General features: G+C 54.9%; 16 protein-coding genes. 7 read left to right on the forward strand and 9 right to left on the reverse strand.

Features of this window, described 5'->3' with window-relative positions:
- Positions 1 to 4: 4 nt before the first annotated feature.
- The 7 genes from ACN0WX_RS01740 to ACN0WX_RS01770 form a co-directional block, all read right to left on the reverse strand.
- On the reverse strand, positions 5 to 586 hold the full coding sequence (locus ACN0WX_RS01740; protein WP_417620547.1) for a hypothetical protein: 582 nt from the start codon (positions 584 to 586) through the stop codon (positions 5 to 7).
- The gene (aroC, locus tag ACN0WX_RS01745) at positions 583 to 1,650 is read right to left on the reverse strand and encodes a chorismate synthase (RefSeq protein ID WP_417620548.1); all 1,068 of its coding nucleotides are present in this window, start codon (positions 1,648 to 1,650) and stop codon (positions 583 to 585) included. Before aroC ends, ACN0WX_RS01740 begins: the two co-directional genes overlap by 4 nt.
- Positions 1,647 to 2,015 (reverse strand): VOC family protein, encoded by a 369-nt coding sequence (locus tag ACN0WX_RS01750; RefSeq protein WP_417620549.1) that lies wholly within the window; start codon positions 2,013 to 2,015, stop codon positions 1,647 to 1,649. The genes aroC and ACN0WX_RS01750 overlap by 4 nt, the downstream gene beginning before the upstream one ends.
- A complete protein-coding gene (gene fabI / locus ACN0WX_RS01755) occupies positions 2,015 to 2,818 on the reverse strand; it encodes an enoyl-ACP reductase FabI (RefSeq protein ID WP_417620550.1) in 804 nt (267 codons plus the stop codon). The genes ACN0WX_RS01750 and fabI overlap by 1 nt, the downstream gene beginning before the upstream one ends.
- 66 nt (positions 2,819 to 2,884) lie before the next feature.
- Entirely contained in the window at positions 2,885 to 3,820 is a 936-nt protein-coding gene (locus ACN0WX_RS01760) for a YihY/virulence factor BrkB family protein (RefSeq protein WP_417620551.1), read from the reverse strand.
- 18 nt (positions 3,821 to 3,838) lie between these two features.
- The gene (locus ACN0WX_RS01765; RefSeq protein ID WP_417620552.1) at positions 3,839 to 4,753 is read right to left on the reverse strand and encodes a DnaJ C-terminal domain-containing protein; all 915 of its coding nucleotides are present in this window, start codon (positions 4,751 to 4,753) and stop codon (positions 3,839 to 3,841) included.
- Positions 4,754 to 4,822: 69 nt separating this feature from the next.
- Positions 4,823 to 5,281, reverse strand: coding sequence for an ABA4-like family protein (locus ACN0WX_RS01770; protein ID WP_417620553.1), 459 nt, complete (start codon positions 5,279 to 5,281; stop codon positions 4,823 to 4,825).
- A 103-nt stretch (positions 5,282 to 5,384) separates the two neighbouring features.
- On the opposite strand from ACN0WX_RS01770, the gene pdxH reads away from it, so the two are divergent.
- A complete protein-coding gene (gene pdxH / locus ACN0WX_RS01775; RefSeq protein WP_417620554.1) occupies positions 5,385 to 5,960 on the forward strand; it encodes a pyridoxamine 5'-phosphate oxidase in 576 nt (191 codons plus the stop codon).
- Positions 5,957 to 6,751 carry a PhzF family phenazine biosynthesis protein gene (locus tag ACN0WX_RS01780; protein WP_417620555.1) on the forward strand — a complete coding sequence of 265 codons (795 nt, stop codon included), beginning with the start codon at positions 5,957 to 5,959 and terminating at the stop codon, positions 6,749 to 6,751. Before pdxH ends, ACN0WX_RS01780 begins: the two co-directional genes overlap by 4 nt.
- Before the next feature lie 20 nt (positions 6,752 to 6,771).
- Here ACN0WX_RS01780 and ACN0WX_RS01785 read toward each other — a convergent pair whose 3' ends face one another.
- Positions 6,772 to 7,914 carry a serine hydrolase domain-containing protein gene (locus ACN0WX_RS01785; RefSeq protein ID WP_417620556.1) on the reverse strand — a complete coding sequence of 381 codons (1,143 nt, stop codon included), beginning with the start codon at positions 7,912 to 7,914 and terminating at the stop codon, positions 6,772 to 6,774.
- A gap of 29 nt (positions 7,915 to 7,943) precedes the next feature.
- On the opposite strand from ACN0WX_RS01785, the gene ACN0WX_RS01790 reads away from it, so the two are divergent.
- Positions 7,944 to 8,303: a hypothetical protein gene (locus tag ACN0WX_RS01790; RefSeq protein WP_417620557.1), complete on the forward strand. Its 360-nt coding sequence runs from the start codon at positions 7,944 to 7,946 to the stop codon at positions 8,301 to 8,303.
- Positions 8,304 to 8,313: 10 nt separating this feature from the next.
- Here the strand turns inward: ACN0WX_RS01790 and mnmA are convergent, their stop codons facing one another.
- The gene (gene mnmA / locus ACN0WX_RS01795) at positions 8,314 to 9,447 is read right to left on the reverse strand and encodes a tRNA 2-thiouridine(34) synthase MnmA (protein WP_417620558.1); all 1,134 of its coding nucleotides are present in this window, start codon (positions 9,445 to 9,447) and stop codon (positions 8,314 to 8,316) included.
- A 641-nt stretch (positions 9,448 to 10,088) separates the two neighbouring features.
- Between mnmA and ACN0WX_RS01800 the strand changes: the two genes are divergently transcribed.
- From ACN0WX_RS01800 to ACN0WX_RS01815, 4 genes are all read left to right on the forward strand, one after another.
- On the forward strand, positions 10,089 to 10,388 hold the full coding sequence (locus ACN0WX_RS01800) for a DUF1153 domain-containing protein (protein ID WP_417620559.1): 300 nt from the start codon (positions 10,089 to 10,091) through the stop codon (positions 10,386 to 10,388).
- Between the two features lie 149 nt (positions 10,389 to 10,537).
- Positions 10,538 to 10,801: a GlsB/YeaQ/YmgE family stress response membrane protein gene (locus tag ACN0WX_RS01805; protein WP_417620560.1), complete on the forward strand. Its 264-nt coding sequence runs from the start codon at positions 10,538 to 10,540 to the stop codon at positions 10,799 to 10,801.
- Positions 10,802 to 11,051: 250 nt separating this feature from the next.
- Complete coding sequence (locus tag ACN0WX_RS01810) at positions 11,052 to 12,236, forward strand: efflux RND transporter periplasmic adaptor subunit (RefSeq protein WP_417620561.1); 1,185 nt, start codon at positions 11,052 to 11,054, stop codon at positions 12,234 to 12,236.
- A 27-nt stretch (positions 12,237 to 12,263) separates the two neighbouring features.
- Complete coding sequence (locus ACN0WX_RS01815; protein WP_417620562.1) at positions 12,264 to 15,689, forward strand: efflux RND transporter permease subunit; 3,426 nt, start codon at positions 12,264 to 12,266, stop codon at positions 15,687 to 15,689.
- The last annotated feature ends 1 nt before the right edge of the window (position 15,690 follow it).

Genomic DNA, 15,690 nt, shown 5'->3' on the forward strand with positions numbered 1-15,690 from the left:
GGGATCAGGCACAGCCTTCGACATAGCTTACGGGGCCAGCCAGTCCGGCGCGGAAATCGGTGACATATTTGGGCTGAATTTTTTCTTCCATTCCCTTATCCGTCATGTTCCCGACTGAAGTTTCAAAAATCATGGCATATTTGCCGTTGCTGGATGTCAGCGTCAAATAGGATCCGGCATTATCCAGATAAGGATGGCCTGATATTTTGAGCCAGTCACCATAAATTTCGCTCACACTTGCTTCGGTCATGCCAATTTTGGCACCCGACAAGCTCTGCCAATTTTCTGCGCTGCTGCGAAACCCGATATCAATGCGCACAACCTTGCCCTCATTAATCATCACCGCCACGCCCGGAAAATTTGGCGCGCTATCAAGATAGTGACAGGCTCGAAAATCGGGGTCTCCCACTTCACCCCAGGGGCCCTGTGAGGTCAGCCGGAAGCCAAGGGTTTTCAGATTTTCCTCAGCCATTCCGATCCGGATGTTGCCCAGTCCCATAAATGTGAGGCGCGGCTTGTCATTTCCGTTTGCGCCCAGAGAGAGCTGCAGCAAAAGGGCGATGACCACAAAAACCGCGCGTTTCATCCACATTGCGCCCGGTGAAGTAATTTCTGATCGGCCAGAACCAGCGCCATCATCGCTTCAACAACCGGAACGCCGCGAATACCGACACAGGGATCATGACGGCCCTTGGTCGATATTTCGGTTGCTTGCCCGTCGGGACTGATGGTCGCCACCGGCGTTAATATGGAGCTGGTTGGCTTGAACGCCACCCGGCAGAATAGCGGCTGGCCGGTGGATATTCCGCCCGCCGTGCCGCCGCTGTGGTTGGCCAGAAATTCGGGACCATTGTCGCCCGGTCGCATCGCATCGGCATTCTCTTCACCGCGCAGGCGGGCGGCAGCAAAACCATCACCGATTTCGACGCCCTTGGTCGCGTTTATGGTCATCATCGCAGCGGCAATCTCGCTATCCATTTTGGCGTAGATCGGCGCGCCCCATCCAGCCGGTACACCAACGGCCTCGCAAGCGATAATCGCGCCAAGGCTGCTGCCATCCTTGCGAGCACCATCGACCAGCTTTTCCCAGCGTTTCGCGGCCACCGCGTCGGGACAGAAAAACGGATTATTGCCGATTTCATTGATATCAAAATGCTCGGAATCAATTGCATCACCACCGATTTCGGCGACCCATGCCCGAATAGTCACTTCCGGAATCACCAGCCGCGCCACGGCTCCCGCTGCGACCCGTGCTGCCGTTTCCCGGGCGCTCGACCGACCGCCGCCGCGATAATCGCGAAAGCCGTATTTTTGATCATAGGCATAGTCGGCATGGCCGGGGCGATAGGCTTTGGCGACTTCGCTATAATCTTTGGATCGTTGATCGACATTCTCGATGATCAGCGAAATCGGCGTACCGGTGGTCTTCCCTTCAAACACTCCGGAGAGGATTTTAACGCGGTCCGGCTCCTGACGCTGGGTCGTATATTTCGACTGACCAGGCCGCCGCGCATCGAGAAACGGCTGGATATCGGCTTCGCTCAGCGCCAGTCCCGGCGGACAGCCATCGACCACCGCGCCAAGTGCAGGTCCGTGACTTTCTCCCCAGGTGGAAAAGCGAAAAGCATGGCCAAAGCTATTGAAACTCAAAATTCGCTCTCCGCGTTTATAAATTCAATTCGGTTGCCAAAAGGATCCTGCACGAAAAAACGGGCATGATCATCGATCGCCTCTACCGGATATATTCGATAACCCGCATTCTTCAGCTTTTCCATCAAGTTATCGAAATTGCTAGCCTGAAACGCCGGGTGCGCCTTTGTTGCCGGCCTGAAATCCTCCTCGATCCCGAGATGGACGCGGACCCTTTCATTTTCAAACCAGCAGCCCCCGTTGGCGTTCAACTGCTCCGGCTTTTCTCGTTCGGGAATATCCAGAAGTTCGTGATAAAAACCTCTCGCTCTGTCTTCCCCCGCTTCGGGCATGGCCAGCTGGACATGATGCAAGGCGGTAATCATCAATCCAGCGCGATATCGGGCGCGTCTTCCTGCTTCATGCCGACAACGTGATAGCCGCCGTCAACATGATGGGTCTCGCCGGTCACGCCGGAAGACAGATCGCTGCAAAAATAGAGGCCGGCACCACCGACGTCATCAATCGTGACATTGCGTCGCAACGGAGAATTATACTCATTCCATTTCAGGATATAGCGGAAATCACCGATCCCGCTCGCCGCCAGTGTCTTGATGGGTCCGGCGGAAATCGCATTGACTCGAATATTGTCGGGGCCAAGATCGTTGGCGAGATATTTGACGCTGGTTTCCAGCGCCGCCTTGGCTACGCCCATCACGTTATAGTGCGGGATCACCTTTTCGGCTCCGTAATAGCTCAACGTGACGATGCTGCCGCCGTTCGGCATCATCGCGGCAGCACGCTGGGCGACCGCCACCAGAGAATATGCCGAAATATTCATCGTCATCAGGAAATTGTCGAGGCTGGTATCGACATATTTGCCGCGCAGTTCGTTCTTATCGGAGAATCCGATCGCGTGGACGACAAAATCCAGCGTATCCCATCGGGTCTTGATCTGATCAAACGCAGCATCCAGCGCCGCCATGTCAGATACGTCGCAATCGATCAGAAAATCGCTGCCCAGTTCCCCAGCCAGCGGCCTGACTCGTTTCGCCAGCGCCTCACCCTGATAGGAAAAGGCAAGCTCTGCACCAGCCTCGGCAAGCTTCTGCGCGATTCCCCATGCGAGCGACTTGTTGTTGGCGAGCCCCATGATCAGCCCGCGCTTGCCCTTCATCAATTCACTCATAGATCGTATCTCCCGAATACCGATTTGCGCCGCTGATAAACTGTATCCCCGCGATTTTCCAGCGGATCATTCGTCAGGACCGTTTCTCGAAGGGCGTTCGGCCAGCGCCGCATTAATCTCCGCGCCAATAACCACACCAAGGCCAACGAGATAGAAAAAAATGAGGGTGATAATCACGCCGGCAAGGCTGCCATAGGTCAGCTGGTAATTTGCCGCATATCTGAGGAAGACCGGCAAGAGGCCGGTAATCAACAGCCACCAACCGCTGATGAACACCGCGCCCGGCCATTTGGGATATTGGCGCGGCCGATATTGGCGGGGCGTCAGCAATCGAAACAGCAGATAGAGAGTCGCGAACAGCACGAAAAAAGGGATCGCGTTGGACAGCGACACCCACAAGGCATAGGTTTGAATGACGGGGAAATAGGCCCCCAGAAATCCGGTGATACCAGCAACCACAAATTGCGCACTGAGGGAGAGCATCGCCAGGAAGACCGAGAGAATGATCAGCATGATCGACGTCAGCCGATATTCCCAGAACGCGCGCTGGGCCTGAACGCCGTAAGCACGGTGAAGAATTTCCCGAATTGTCTCGATCAGGCTGGTCGTTGTCCATAGCCCTACCGCCGCGCTGAACCAGAGCAATGGCCCGGTGCGCGCCGTCATGGCATCACGGATCGGATCGTGGAGTGCCCCCGCGACTGACGGTGGCACAGTGACCAAAAATGCCTCGACGATGTCCGTCCCGACGGCGGTCTGGCCGAATCCCCCGACAATTGCCGCAGCAACGATGAAAAAGGAAAATACTGCCAGCAATGAGAGATAGGCGAAATTTCCTGCAAAAGTGAAGCCATCATAATAGACACCGACCGCAGTGCGTTCGATGATCATGATGGCTTGCCGAACGGGACCTTCATTGGCCAGGTTTTCTCGCGGTCCCTTGCCGGGTGCTCCGAATTCTCGTCGACTTTGACGCCTGGCTTCGGGAGAGAGTTCAGACATGCAGAATCCGGGCCAAGACTATACGCCCATGCTGGCGCGGGGATTGCCTTGCGGTTTCCAGTCCTTCACGAATTCTGCGAGCTTTTCATCTTCTTTGGGTAACATGATCATCAGCGTCACCAGCTGATTTCCGCGGACGCCGGATTTGGCATGAAAGCCTTTGTTTTTCAGACGCAGTGTCGTGCCCGAATCCGACCCGGCCGGGATTGACAGCATCACGGGGCCGTCCACCGTCGGGACCTTGATCTTGGCACCTTCCACCGCTTCTTTTAGGCTGATCGGCAACTCCAGCCTGATATTGTCGCCATCGCGCTCAAAAAAGGGATGGGGGTTGATATGAATGGTGACAATGGCATCGCCATCCCCGCCCGGGCCCTTGCGCCCCTTGCCGCTGAGGCGCATTTGCGTGCCTTCTTCGACACCCTTGGGCAGGCTAAGGTCAATGGTTTTACCATCTTCCAGCGTGATCCGTTGTTTCTGCAGTGTCGCAGCAGCAATGAACTCCACTTTCAGCCGGTAAGCGACATTTGCGCCCTTCGGTGGTGGTGCGCTGCGCTGGCGGCTACCAAAAGGCGAACCGCCGCCGCCGCCGCCGCCAAAAAGGCCCTCAAATATATCACCAAAATCGGCACCGGCGTTGCCAAAATCATGCTGCTGTCCAGCCGGACCACGCTGATATCCGCCTCCGCCAAATCCGAACGGTGCAGTGGGGTTGCCTTCCGCATCTATCTCTCCGCGGTCGAATTGCGCCCGCTTGTCCTTGTCCAGCAACAGGTCATAGGCTTTGGTGACATCCGAGAAGCGCTCGGTGGCCGCCGGATTATCCTTGTTCCGGTCGGGGTGCAGTTCCTTGGCGAGCTTGCGATAGGCGCTCTTGATTTCCTTTTCATTTGCGCCTTTGGCAACACCCAATGCTTGATAGGGATCTTTCATTATTTCCTCTTTTTCAAATCCTTATCATGAACAGATTGGAATTTTTTGCGGTTTTTCAACTCCGCTGTCTTATTCGGGTAGAACGCTCCCTGCAACCTTGTTGTGGCGCGTGAAACGCAGCAGCATGTAAAGAACCAGCCCCAAAGGCCCCAACATTAGTACGGAAAACAGGATAGGTATCTGCAGCCAGCGCGCAAACCCGTATTTATCCGCATTGCGCGCCACCCACAAACCAACGAAAAGATCAAAGGCAAGATAGTGAATCCATCCAATCGTCGCACCGCCCGGACTGGCAAGCGCTTGCTGTACCCCGGCAAGGGTCGAAAAGTCCGGCGATCCTCCGCTGCCGCCGTCGATCAGGCCGGTGAGCAAAGGAATGACGATAGCGGTATAAGCCAATGCCAGCAGCCCGACGCCACCGAAGAAGAGACCCGTCATGATCGCGGTGCTGCGCGGGGCCAAAGCCAGAATCAGCCACATCAGCAAGGCATGAGCATTGGTCACCGTAAATATCAGATTCCAGTCCATGGTTTCCCTCCCTGTTGCGGAGCTTTTAGCAGAAACCTGCCCCTTGTCGCCGGACAAATTTTGTTTGTTTGCGGGTCGAACATGCGATGTTAGAGGTGTCTCTATGACCGATCCATTTTCCCTGTTCGACAGCTGGTTCGCGGAAGCACGCGCAAGCGAGATTAATGATAGCAATGCCATGACCATTGCGACAGCCGATGCCGCTGGGCAACCTTCGGCGCGAATGGTTCTACTCAAGGGCCATGGTCCGGACGGCTTTGTTTTCTACACCAACCAGCAGAGCCGCAAGGCAAAGGACATATCCGAGAATCCAAAGGCTGCAATATTATTCCACTGGAAAAGCCTGCGTCGGCAGATCCGGATTGAAGGTCTTCTTTCGACGGTATCAGAGGTGAAAGCGGATGCCTATTTTGCTACCCGAAGCCGAGATTCGCAACTCGGAGCGTGGGCGTCCGACCAATCCCGTCCGCTCGACAATCGCGCAAGTTTTGAGGCCCGCTTCGCCGAAATGGCAGAGCGATTCGAAGGCAAGGACATCCCGCGCCCACCGCACTGGTCCGGCTATTGCCTCGCTCCCGAACGATTTGAGTTTTGGCAGGACCGGGCACATCGGCTGCATGAACGCCGAACATTTGTCCGCAATAATAACGACTGGACGGAAGGCCTGCTCTACCCATGACAGATTTGCCTTATTATCATGTCGACGCCTTCGCCGATCGCCCTTTTACCGGCAATCAGGCTGCGGTGATGCCGCTGACAAGCTGGCTCGATGATGCAGTCCTGCAAGCGATTGGCGAGGAAAATAATTTTGCCGAGACAGCCTTTTACCTGCCTGATGATAGCGGAGCCGCAGATTTTGAGCTTCGCTGGTTTACCCCGGCAGTCGAGATCGCCCTCTGTGGCCACGCTACACTTGCCAGCGGACATATCATATTGTCGCAGGATCCCCAAAAACAGCAAGTGACCTTCCGAACGCGCGAAGCGGGCATATTGACTGTGGTGCGCGATGGGGAAGGCTATGCGCTGGACCTCCCAGCCTATCCTCCCTCCCAGAGGGCAATGCCGGTTATTGTTGCCCTGGTCGGTGGTAGCCCGCTTGAAACACAGTTTCACGAAGGACGCTATCATATCCTTCGCTATAATAATGCTGAAGAAGTTCTGGCGCTGAAACCAGATCTGAAAGCGTTAGCCGCACACGGCAATGCGCAATTTATCTGCACGGCGCCGGGCAAGGATACCGACGTGCTCAGCCGTGTGTTTGTACCGGGCGGCGGCGTAGATGAAGATAGCGTAACCGGTTCGGCTCATGCTGTTCTGACGCCTTATTGGACCAGGCAATTGGATCGTGCCAGCTTTACGGCCTATCAGGCGAGCCAGCGGGGAGGCTATGTCAGTTGCCGTCTCGACGGCGACCGCGCTTGGCTGGGCGGTCGATGCGTCACGGTTGTAGAAGGTAGGTTTCGCCTTTAGCGCTCCGGCCAAGACTGACGCTAGCCGTCGATCGGGAACAGCGCCATGATCCGACCGATTTGGGCGCTCATCGGCGCCAACATATCATCCTGCGTCTTGCCGAGCCGCACCACGGTCAGCTTTTGCTCGGGCGACACCACGATCTGCTGACCGAGATGGCCCAGCGCGGCAAAAATCGTGTCCGGCCCATTGTCTGGAAATAGCACCGGGTTGCGTCCCTCGGGACGTTTCTTGTTCAACCAGATATGGCCTCCATAAGCAGGATCGTTTTCTGACGATGTCTTCATGAATCGCACCCAGCTCACCGGCAAATGCTGCGCCCCTTTCCTCGCCCCGTTGTTGCGCAGGAACTCGCCAAATTTCGCGTAATCGCGAGCCGTCGCCTGGATGATACTTCCCCCTATCAACGTACCGTTTGAATCAAATTCCGGATAGCTGCCATCCATGCCCAGCGGTTCAAGCAGCCTACCACGGATGAAACGTAGCGTAACGGCGTGCCGGACCTCCGGATCGGTGCTCTTGGTCAGGGTGCGGGTAATTATGTCGGAAAGTATGATCGTTGATGCAGTGCTATATTCAAATTTTTCACCCGCCTTGGCTTCCATCGGCCGGGCTTCAGCATAGGCTGCCATATCTTGCGCCCCATCCAGAAACAGCATGCGATTGGTGTCGGCTTCGAAAACACTTTTACCCCCCGGCTCGCCAGTTTCGGTATGATCGAGGCCGGACGACATATGCAGCAGGTGACGCAGAGTAATGTCACCGCGCGGATCGCCAGACCTTTGCCAGGCGGGCACGGGAGCGGGATCATCAAGGACCAACCGACCATCTGCCACCAGAAATCCGATCAGCGCACCAGTAAAGCTTTTTGCCATTGACCAGCTGATAAATCGTGTATCTTCATCATAACCGTCACCATAACGTTCGGCGATGATTTTCCCGCCATACATGATCAGAAGCGCGCGCGTCTCGGCCATAGCAGGATCTTCGAACAAAGGCGCAATAGCAGCATCCAGGCGTGCCTTTGCAATCGGGCTTTGATCCGAGATATAGGCCAGTTCTGCCGCGGTTTTCTCCGGCGGTTCTGCCGGTTCATCAGCCCCACCGCAACCAGATAAGACGAGCATCAGGCCTGATATCAAGGCGAGTTTAATCTTGTGCATATGTCGTCGTTGCACCAATAGAAGCCACTATGGCAACTGTAAAAGGCACAGCTCGAACTCCACTCACAAGGAAACGCACCGCATTATATGTCGGGGCGCTGTTTCTGGTGATCCTGATCGCTCTATTCGCGTATAATTACAACGCGATCAAAGGGCAGCTGGATGTCGGCACCGCTTATGGTGCCCGGGTCGCCTGCTCCTGTCACTATGTCGGCGGGCGCGATATCGACGATTGCCGCAAGGATTTCGAACCAGGGATGGAATTGGTCTCCTTATCCCTGGACGAGGAAAGCAAAAGCGTGACCGCTTCTGCCCTGTTCATGGAGTCGGCCACGGCTGAATTCCGTGAAGGCTGGGGTTGTGTGATGCTGCCTGATACGAAGCGGTAGATTGAACAGGCTAGACTTCTGCACCCGATAGCCACTGCTGTTCAACCGCAGCGGTGCGCTCGATCCAGCCGCCGCCCAGCACCCGGTCTTTATGATAAAAGACCGCCGCCTGTCCGGGGGCAACGCCAAATTCCGGATTGTGAAACCGCAACTCTTGTCCTTCCAGTCGGGCAAGAGTCGGCTTTGCCATTGAGCGAACTTTAACCTCGACCGGTCCCGCATAGTCGCCGCCGACCCAGTTAATATCCCGAAGCGATGCCGACGCTACCGCCAATGCGGCCTTCGGTCCAACGACAACCCGCTTCGCCTCTGGTTCCAGCCGAACGACGTAAAGCGGTTCCGCCTGTCCGCCAATCTCCAGTCCTTTCCGCTGACCCACGGTGTAATGAATCAGCCCTTTGTGCCGTCCCATTGGCGTGCCGTCGATATGGACAATTTCTCCATCATCATCTGCCTCGGGCCGCAATTTGCGGACAACACTGGCATAGTCTCCGTTGGGTACAAAACATATATCCTGACTATCAGGCTTGAAAGCCACAGCCAGTCCCATGTCTTCAGCGATCTCACGAACCTGTGTCTTGGGCATGTCGCCCAGCGGGAAGCGCAGATAATCCAGCTGATCCTGGGTGGTCGCAAACAGGAAATAACTCTGATCACGCGCCGGGTCGAGAGCGCGGTGCAATTGTGCACCTTCGGTGGTATCCACGCGTCTTACATAATGACCGGTAGCCAGACAGTCGGCACCCAGTTCACGGGACAGTTGCAGCAGATCGGTAAATTTGACTCCCATGTTACATTGTACGCAGGGTATCGGGGTGCGACCGGACATATATTCGTCGGCAAATACGTCCATGACCGAATCCTTGAACCGGCTGGCATGATCAAAGACGTAATGTGCAATGCCAAGCCGATCGGCTACAGCGCGGGCGTCGCGAATATCCTGTCCGGCACAGCAGCTGCCTGCACGCCCCACAGCTTCGCCATGATCATATAGCTGCAAGGTAATACCGATGGTTTCCGCGCCGGTTCGCGCTGCCAGGGCGGCAACTACGCTCGAATCAACCCCTCCAGACATCGCCACCACAATGCGCTTGCCGCTCAGGTCGTCACCCAGCTGAAAATTTCCGTTAATTTGATCCGTCATTATAATTGCATTCCTTAAAGAAATCCCGCTGCCTGCGCCAGCGCAGCAAGCGTTTTCCCTTTTTAGTGCTGATGTGGTCCATTTTGGTACGAATTGGGTCAATGCAAGAAAGAATTGCTTAACGAGTCCTAAGATCGAGTGAACGTCCCTTTCACATATGCTTATACCTTCGTCGCTAGACCAACGTCTATGGAAATGAATTTTGCCCATAAGGACCTAAAGCGATCTGCGCGGGATAGAGGCGATGATACATCCGCTGAGTTTACGGATCATCACGTTTTGCTCGCCCATGCCATTGCGCGGCAGGCATCCAGCCAGTCCGCACGGACTTTTGTGGCGGCGAGGCAAGGTCTGTCGGACGACAATTCCACGCCTCACACATCTTTCATGAATGATCGAATGGCCTTTTTTGCCGGACGTATGCGATCGGATATGGGAGGGAAAAAGGCGACAATGTTGTTCAAAACCGGTTGCTTTCGACCCGATTTGACGCAGCGGGAGACGAATAAAATGCAAAGATAATCGAATTTATAAACGTGACGTTTACCTTGGCAATTTAGGTAATCGAAAAGCTCTGGCGGTATGAGGTCCAGCCGTAACAAAAACCAGGGCGAAATGCCAAAGACGAAATTGAGGGTAGTATGATTGAGAACCAGAAAATAAAACCAGCGCAAGTTGTCGGGCCCCTTGGTGAACCGCTCACCATCGAAGACTTGCCGAAAGCAGGGACGACACGCTGGGTGGTGCGTCGCAAGGCGGAAGTTGTTGCGGCAGTCAACGGCGGCCTTCTGACCGTGGATGAAGTTTGCGACCGCTATGACCTTTCCTTGGAGGAATTTGCGTCTTGGCAACGAGCGATAGACCGGTCGGGAATGCCCGGCCTGCGGGTAACGCGAATCCAGCATTATCGCGATTTGTACGAGCGCCAGCAAAAATATTAACAATCTTTTGCGCGACATAAATTATTCAACGGACCGCCGGACAAAATCCGGCGGTCTTTTTTATTCCTTCAAGTCCGGGCAATAATCTTCTATGTAGTTGTATTCGCGAGGCTATAGAATTCACGCTCGCATTTAATCAGGAGGAACATATGGGTTGGATTATTGCATTGATCGTCGGCGGTATTGCGGGCTGGCTGGCAAGCATGGTGATGGGGCGTGATGCCTCCATGGGCGTCTTCTGGAATATCGTTGTCGGTATCATCGGCTCGGTAATCGGTAATTTTGTCGGCGGTTATTTCGGTTTCGGTGGTAGTATTCAGGAATTCTCGATTGCCGGATTGATTACCGCTTTTGTCGGTGCGGTTGTGCTATTGTTGATCCTGAATCTCATCCAGCGCGGCCGGGTTCGCTAACCTTCGCCTTTCATCAAAATACTATAATGTACGGAGGGCCAGTTTGTTCGCGAGCTGGCCCTTTCGTATGAGGATATTGGCTGTTAGTCGAACGTAGGCTTGTAAAATTGCCCAAATGCTGTTCCGGCTTGCCGCTAGTGCCATATTGATGTAACACAGTTGATGAAAAACCGAAGTTGCCCAAAATCAGCGATTCTTTTGTGTATTGCATGGTATAAATGCGATATGAGCCTGACTGAAGAGTGAAAACATGAACTATGAATCCACCATCCCCAGCGATGATTTTGCGAAGATGGACGAAAGCGAAGATCGCGCCAGAAGTCGCCGCCGCCTAATATTGGCAGCGGTTGCCGCTGTGGCGCTTCTGCTGGCTTATATCGGCTATCATTATTTTCTTGGCGGCACCGGTGCAGGCGACGATGATGCCGCAAGTCAGGCCCCAACTGTCACGGTCATCATACCCGGCAAACAGCAAGTTACACGCACCATTAATGCGACAGGAACGCTGGCGGCGCGGCGAGAGATTCCCGTCAGCGTGGTTGGCGAAGGCGGCCGGGTAACCAATGTCTATGTCGACGCCGGCGATTGGGTCAAGCAGGGTCAGATCATGGCGAGTATCGACCGGGCAGTGCAAACCCAGCAAGCGGTGAGCCTGGAGGCGTCGGTCGGTGTATCTCGAGCCGATCTCAATCTGGCCCAGTCCAACCTCGATCGTGCAGAAAAGCTCGTCGATCGGGGGTTTATTTCCAAAGCAGATATTGACCGGTTGACCGCAACCCGCGATTCAGCGGCGGCGCGCCTTCGTGTGTCGCAGGCTCAGCTGAACGAGACGCGCGCGCGCAACAGCCGCTTGAATATTGTAGCTCCCAAGGCTGGCTTCGTTCTCGACCGCAGTGTCGAACCAGGCCAAACGGTGACCCAAGGCAGCGGCACATTGTTCCTGTTGGCCCAGGACGGCGAAATGGAATTACAGGCAAAGCTAGGTGAAAGTGATTTGGCCAATGTGTCCGTGGGCACAACGACGCAAGTCACTCCGGTGGGTACAACCAAGACGCTGACTGGACAAGTCTGGCAGATTTCCCCGATCATCGACACCCAATCCCGTCAGGGAACAGCGCGAATTTCGCTCGGCTATGATAGTGCGCTACGGCCTGGCGGCTTTGCCAGCGCACGAATTCGGGGAGGAACTTCGGAGGCATCAGTATTGCCCGAATCTGCGCTCCAGAACGATAGCAAAGGAAGTTTTGTTTATATCGTGGGACCGGACAACAAGGCGGTACGACGCGACGTCGTGATCGGCTCAGTGTCTGCCGCAGGGCTTACTATAACCTCCGGCTTGAACGGAAATGAGAGGGTTGTGCTCCGCGCAGGTGGCTTCCTGAGTCCCGGAGAAACCGTCTTGCCAAAAGTCCAGAAAAAAACCGGCGGCGCGTGATACACGCGCAAACCTGAGGACTGATCAATGAATCTTCGCAATATTTCCGCATGGAGCACGCGCAATCCGGTGGCGCCGTTGGTACTGTTCGCCGGTCTGCTTTTTGCTGGCCTGCTGAGTTTCAACCGCATGGATGTTGTAAACAATCCCGAAGTCGAGTTTCCGGCTGTCACCGTGCAAATCGCACAGCCGGGCGCTGCACCGACGGAAATTGAGAACCAGATCACCCAGAGGGTCGAGGCGGCGGTTCGTTCAATCAGTGGCGTGAAGAACATTAGTTCGACCGCAAGCGAAGGCAGCAGCAGAACATTTGTCGAATTTGAAATTGGCGCGGATGTGAACAACAGCGTCAATGAAGTAAAAAATGCGGTTGACCAGATTCGGGGATCTTTGCCGGATGGTATCTTGGAACCGCAAGTCGCCAAAGTCGATGCCGTGGGTGGTCCGATCGCTTTTTTTGCTGTCAAAGCTGATGACATGACGGTCGAGCAACTTAGCTGGTTTGTCGATGACACGGTGGCCAAGCGGCTACTGACCGTCAACGGCATGGCCGAAGTTGACCGATTTGGTGGAGTTGACAGGGAGATCAGGGTGATTCTCCGGCCCGAACGAATGCAGGCGCTTGGCGTGACGGCCAATCAGATCAACGCGGCGCTGCGCCAGGTCAACATCAATGCGGCCGGCGGACGGGCAGAAGTGGGGGGTACACGGCAATCGGTCCGCGTACTGGGCAATGCAGACGACGCTTATGACCTGTCCCAGACACAAATATCGTTGCAAAATGGTCAGACGGTCAAGTTGAGTGATGTTGCAGAAGTGAACGACTCCTTCGGCGAGCGCACTTCCATTAGCAAGGTCAAAGGCGTTGAGGTTGTCAATTTCTCGATGTCGCGTGCACGCGGAGCTTCTGATGTGACGGTCTACGATGATGCAATGGTGATCATGGACAAGATCAAAGAGGAAGTTCCCGGGATTGAGTTCATTCCGCTGCTCAACAGCGTCAGTTACACCAAATCACAATATAAAAGCTCGATGCTGGCCATGATTGAAGGCGCAATCCTGGCCGTGGTTGTCGTTTTCATATTCCTGCGCGACTGGCGAGCGACGGTCATCTCCGCGATCGCCATACCATTGTCAGCAATACCGACCTTCTGGTTCATGGATCTCCTGGGCTTCAATCTCAATTTCCTTTCCCTGCTGGCTCTGGGTCTGGTGGCCGGTGTGCTGGTCGACGATGCCATTGTGGAGATTGAGAATATCGTGCGCCATATGCGCATGGGGAAAACCGCCTATCAGGCGTCGATTGATGCGGCCGATGAAATTGGTCTCGCGGTTGTCGCCACCTCATTCTGTATCGTCGCCGTCTTTCTGCCAGTCGGACTGATGCCCGGCATATCCGGCCAGTTTTTCAAGAATTTCGGTATTACCGTGGTTGTTTCGGTGCTGATGAGTCTTGCTGTTGCGCGTATGATAACGCCGATGATTGCGGCATATTTCCTCAAGGCCAAAGGCCAGGCGGAACACGGCGGAGGGGTCTGGATGGACCGGTATATGCAGTTGCTGCAGTGGGTTTTGGATCGTTCGGAGGCTGATCGCATCCGCAAGACGCTTGTCCCCGCAAAAGCTGCCTGGTGGCAATATCTCATCGGCTTTATTCTGTTCGCTCTAATCGTAATAGCATTTGTAGGGATCGCCCAACTGGTCGGCTCCATGATCTATGGATTGCTTACAAGCTTGGTGCCCAGTGACTTTTTGCGGGCGATAGTGAGTCTCGCTGTCGGTATCACCGCTGGGCTCGCCGGTGCAGCTCTGATGGCGCTGGGAATTAAATATGTGGTGAACTTGTTCGGCGGTCGTTTTGCCGACTGGTACGCTTTTCGTGCGGGACGTTTCCGCGCGCGCGCCCATGATCACCGTATATGGATGATGGGTACCGGTCTTGTCGCCTTTGGGTTGACGGTGATATTATTCGCTATCACGCCTGCTGAATTTCAACCGACGATCAATGAGGACAATAGCCGCATTCAGATCGAGGTAGTGCCCGGAACGACACTGAAGCAGACGGAAAGAATCGCTGACCAGGTGTCAGACCTTATGTATGCCCAGCCTGAAGTCGAACGGGTGCTTACGCGGGTCCGGGAAACAAATGCGACCGTGTTTGTCAGCCTCAAGGAAGATCGCGACAAAACATCGATCGAATTTGAGCGCAGCCTTTTACCGGAACTCCAGAAAATTCCCGATGCACGCATTTCCTTCCAGTCACAAAGTGGCGGCGGCGGAACCGGACGCGACATTTCCATCATGCTGACGGGGTCTGACCCGAATTTGCTTGATGCAGCGGCTGCCCAGCTGGTTGAGCAGATGAAAGGCATTAATCTGATACGTGCGCCTCGTATCGCATCGGATCTCAGCCGACCTGAAATCATCATTACTCCTTATATGGACCTGGCATCTCAGCTGGGCGTCACTACCGCGTCGCTAAGCCAGACGATCCGTATCGCAACATTGGGTGAAATCGATCAGAATGCAGCGAAATTTTCTCTGTCGGATCGGCAAATTCCGATCCGTGTCATGTTGCCGCTTGAATCGCGCACAGACCTGACGACTATCGAGAACCTGCCAATCCCGATTGCAAACGGCGGCACGGTGCCACTCAGCCGCGTGGCTTCGGTGAGTTTTGGGTCCGGACCGACATCGATCCAGCGTTATAACCAGAACCGCCGCACATTTGTCGGTGCGGATCTGGCGCCGGATGTCATCAAGGGCGAGGCGATGGAAAAAATCTTTGATCTACCGATCATGAAAAACCTCCCTACAGGCGTGTCCAATGAAGCATTCGGCGAAGACGAATGGCAGCAGGAATTGGCAATCAATTTTGTAATCGCGCTGATTGCCGGCGTTCTGCTTGTATTTGCGACGCTGGTTTTGCTCTACAAGCGCTTGATGTCACCGTTGGTCAACATGGGATCTCTTGCACTTGCCCCACTGGGCGGCATGTTGCTGGTCTGGGCCACCGGCACGTCACTTTCCATGCCAGTGCTTATTGGTGTGCTCATGCTGCTCGGCATTGTCAGTAAAAATTCCATTCTGCTGATCGATTTTGCCATCGAGGAAATGCAAAAGGGCATCCCGAAGTTCGAGGCTATCATGGATGCCGGCCACAAGCGTGCCCAGCCAATTATTATGACAACGGTCGCTATGACTGCGGGTATGGTTCCGACCGCCCTGTCCTTGTCTGGCGATGGGGCCTGGCGCGCACCCATGGGAATCGTCGTGATCGGGGGCCTGGTTGTATCAACCTTGCTGACACTGGTCATTGTTCCAGCCGGATTCAGTCTGGCGGATGGATTTGAACGCCGGGCCGGGCCATGGCTGCGCAACAAGATGTTAACATACCAACCCGGCGATGACCGTCACGATCTGCCCGATGCAGAGGTCCAGCCCGCCGAGTGAA

This window comes from Parasphingorhabdus sp., from assembly GCF_048269915.1.
Taxonomy (GTDB): domain Bacteria; phylum Pseudomonadota; class Alphaproteobacteria; order Sphingomonadales; family Sphingomonadaceae; genus Parasphingorhabdus.

Bases quoted from the DNA above. Each gene is read 5' to 3' on its own strand.
- ACN0WX_RS01740 (WP_417620547.1), bottom strand. From the start codon at position 586: ATGAAACGCGCGGTTTTTGTGGTCATCGCCCTTTTGCTGCAGCTCTCT.
- ACN0WX_RS01750 (WP_417620549.1), bottom strand. From the start codon at position 2,015: ATGATTACCGCCTTGCATCATGTCCAGCTGGCCATGCCCGAAGCGGGG.
- fabI (WP_417620550.1), bottom strand. From the start codon at position 2,818: ATGAGTGAATTGATGAAGGGCAAGCGCGGGCTGATCATGGGGCTCGCC.
- ACN0WX_RS01760 (WP_417620551.1), bottom strand. From the start codon at position 3,820: ATGTCTGAACTCTCTCCCGAAGCCAGGCGTCAAAGTCGACGAGAATTC.
- ACN0WX_RS01765 (WP_417620552.1), bottom strand. From the start codon at position 4,753: ATGAAAGATCCCTATCAAGCATTGGGTGTTGCCAAAGGCGCAAATGAA.
- ACN0WX_RS01770 (WP_417620553.1), bottom strand. From the start codon at position 5,281: ATGGACTGGAATCTGATATTTACGGTGACCAATGCTCATGCCTTGCTG.
- pdxH (WP_417620554.1), top strand. From the start codon at position 5,385: ATGACCGATCCATTTTCCCTGTTCGACAGCTGGTTCGCGGAAGCACGC.
- ACN0WX_RS01780 (WP_417620555.1), top strand. From the start codon at position 5,957: ATGACAGATTTGCCTTATTATCATGTCGACGCCTTCGCCGATCGCCCT.
- ACN0WX_RS01785 (WP_417620556.1), bottom strand. From the start codon at position 7,914: ATGCACAAGATTAAACTCGCCTTGATATCAGGCCTGATGCTCGTCTTA.
- ACN0WX_RS01790 (WP_417620557.1), top strand. From the start codon at position 7,944: ATGGCAACTGTAAAAGGCACAGCTCGAACTCCACTCACAAGGAAACGC.
- mnmA (WP_417620558.1), bottom strand. From the start codon at position 9,447: ATGACGGATCAAATTAACGGAAATTTTCAGCTGGGTGACGACCTGAGC.
- ACN0WX_RS01800 (WP_417620559.1), top strand. From the start codon at position 10,089: ATGATTGAGAACCAGAAAATAAAACCAGCGCAAGTTGTCGGGCCCCTT.
- ACN0WX_RS01805 (WP_417620560.1), top strand. From the start codon at position 10,538: ATGGGTTGGATTATTGCATTGATCGTCGGCGGTATTGCGGGCTGGCTG.
- ACN0WX_RS01810 (WP_417620561.1), top strand. From the start codon at position 11,052: ATGAACTATGAATCCACCATCCCCAGCGATGATTTTGCGAAGATGGAC.
- ACN0WX_RS01815 (WP_417620562.1), top strand. From the start codon at position 12,264: ATGAATCTTCGCAATATTTCCGCATGGAGCACGCGCAATCCGGTGGCG.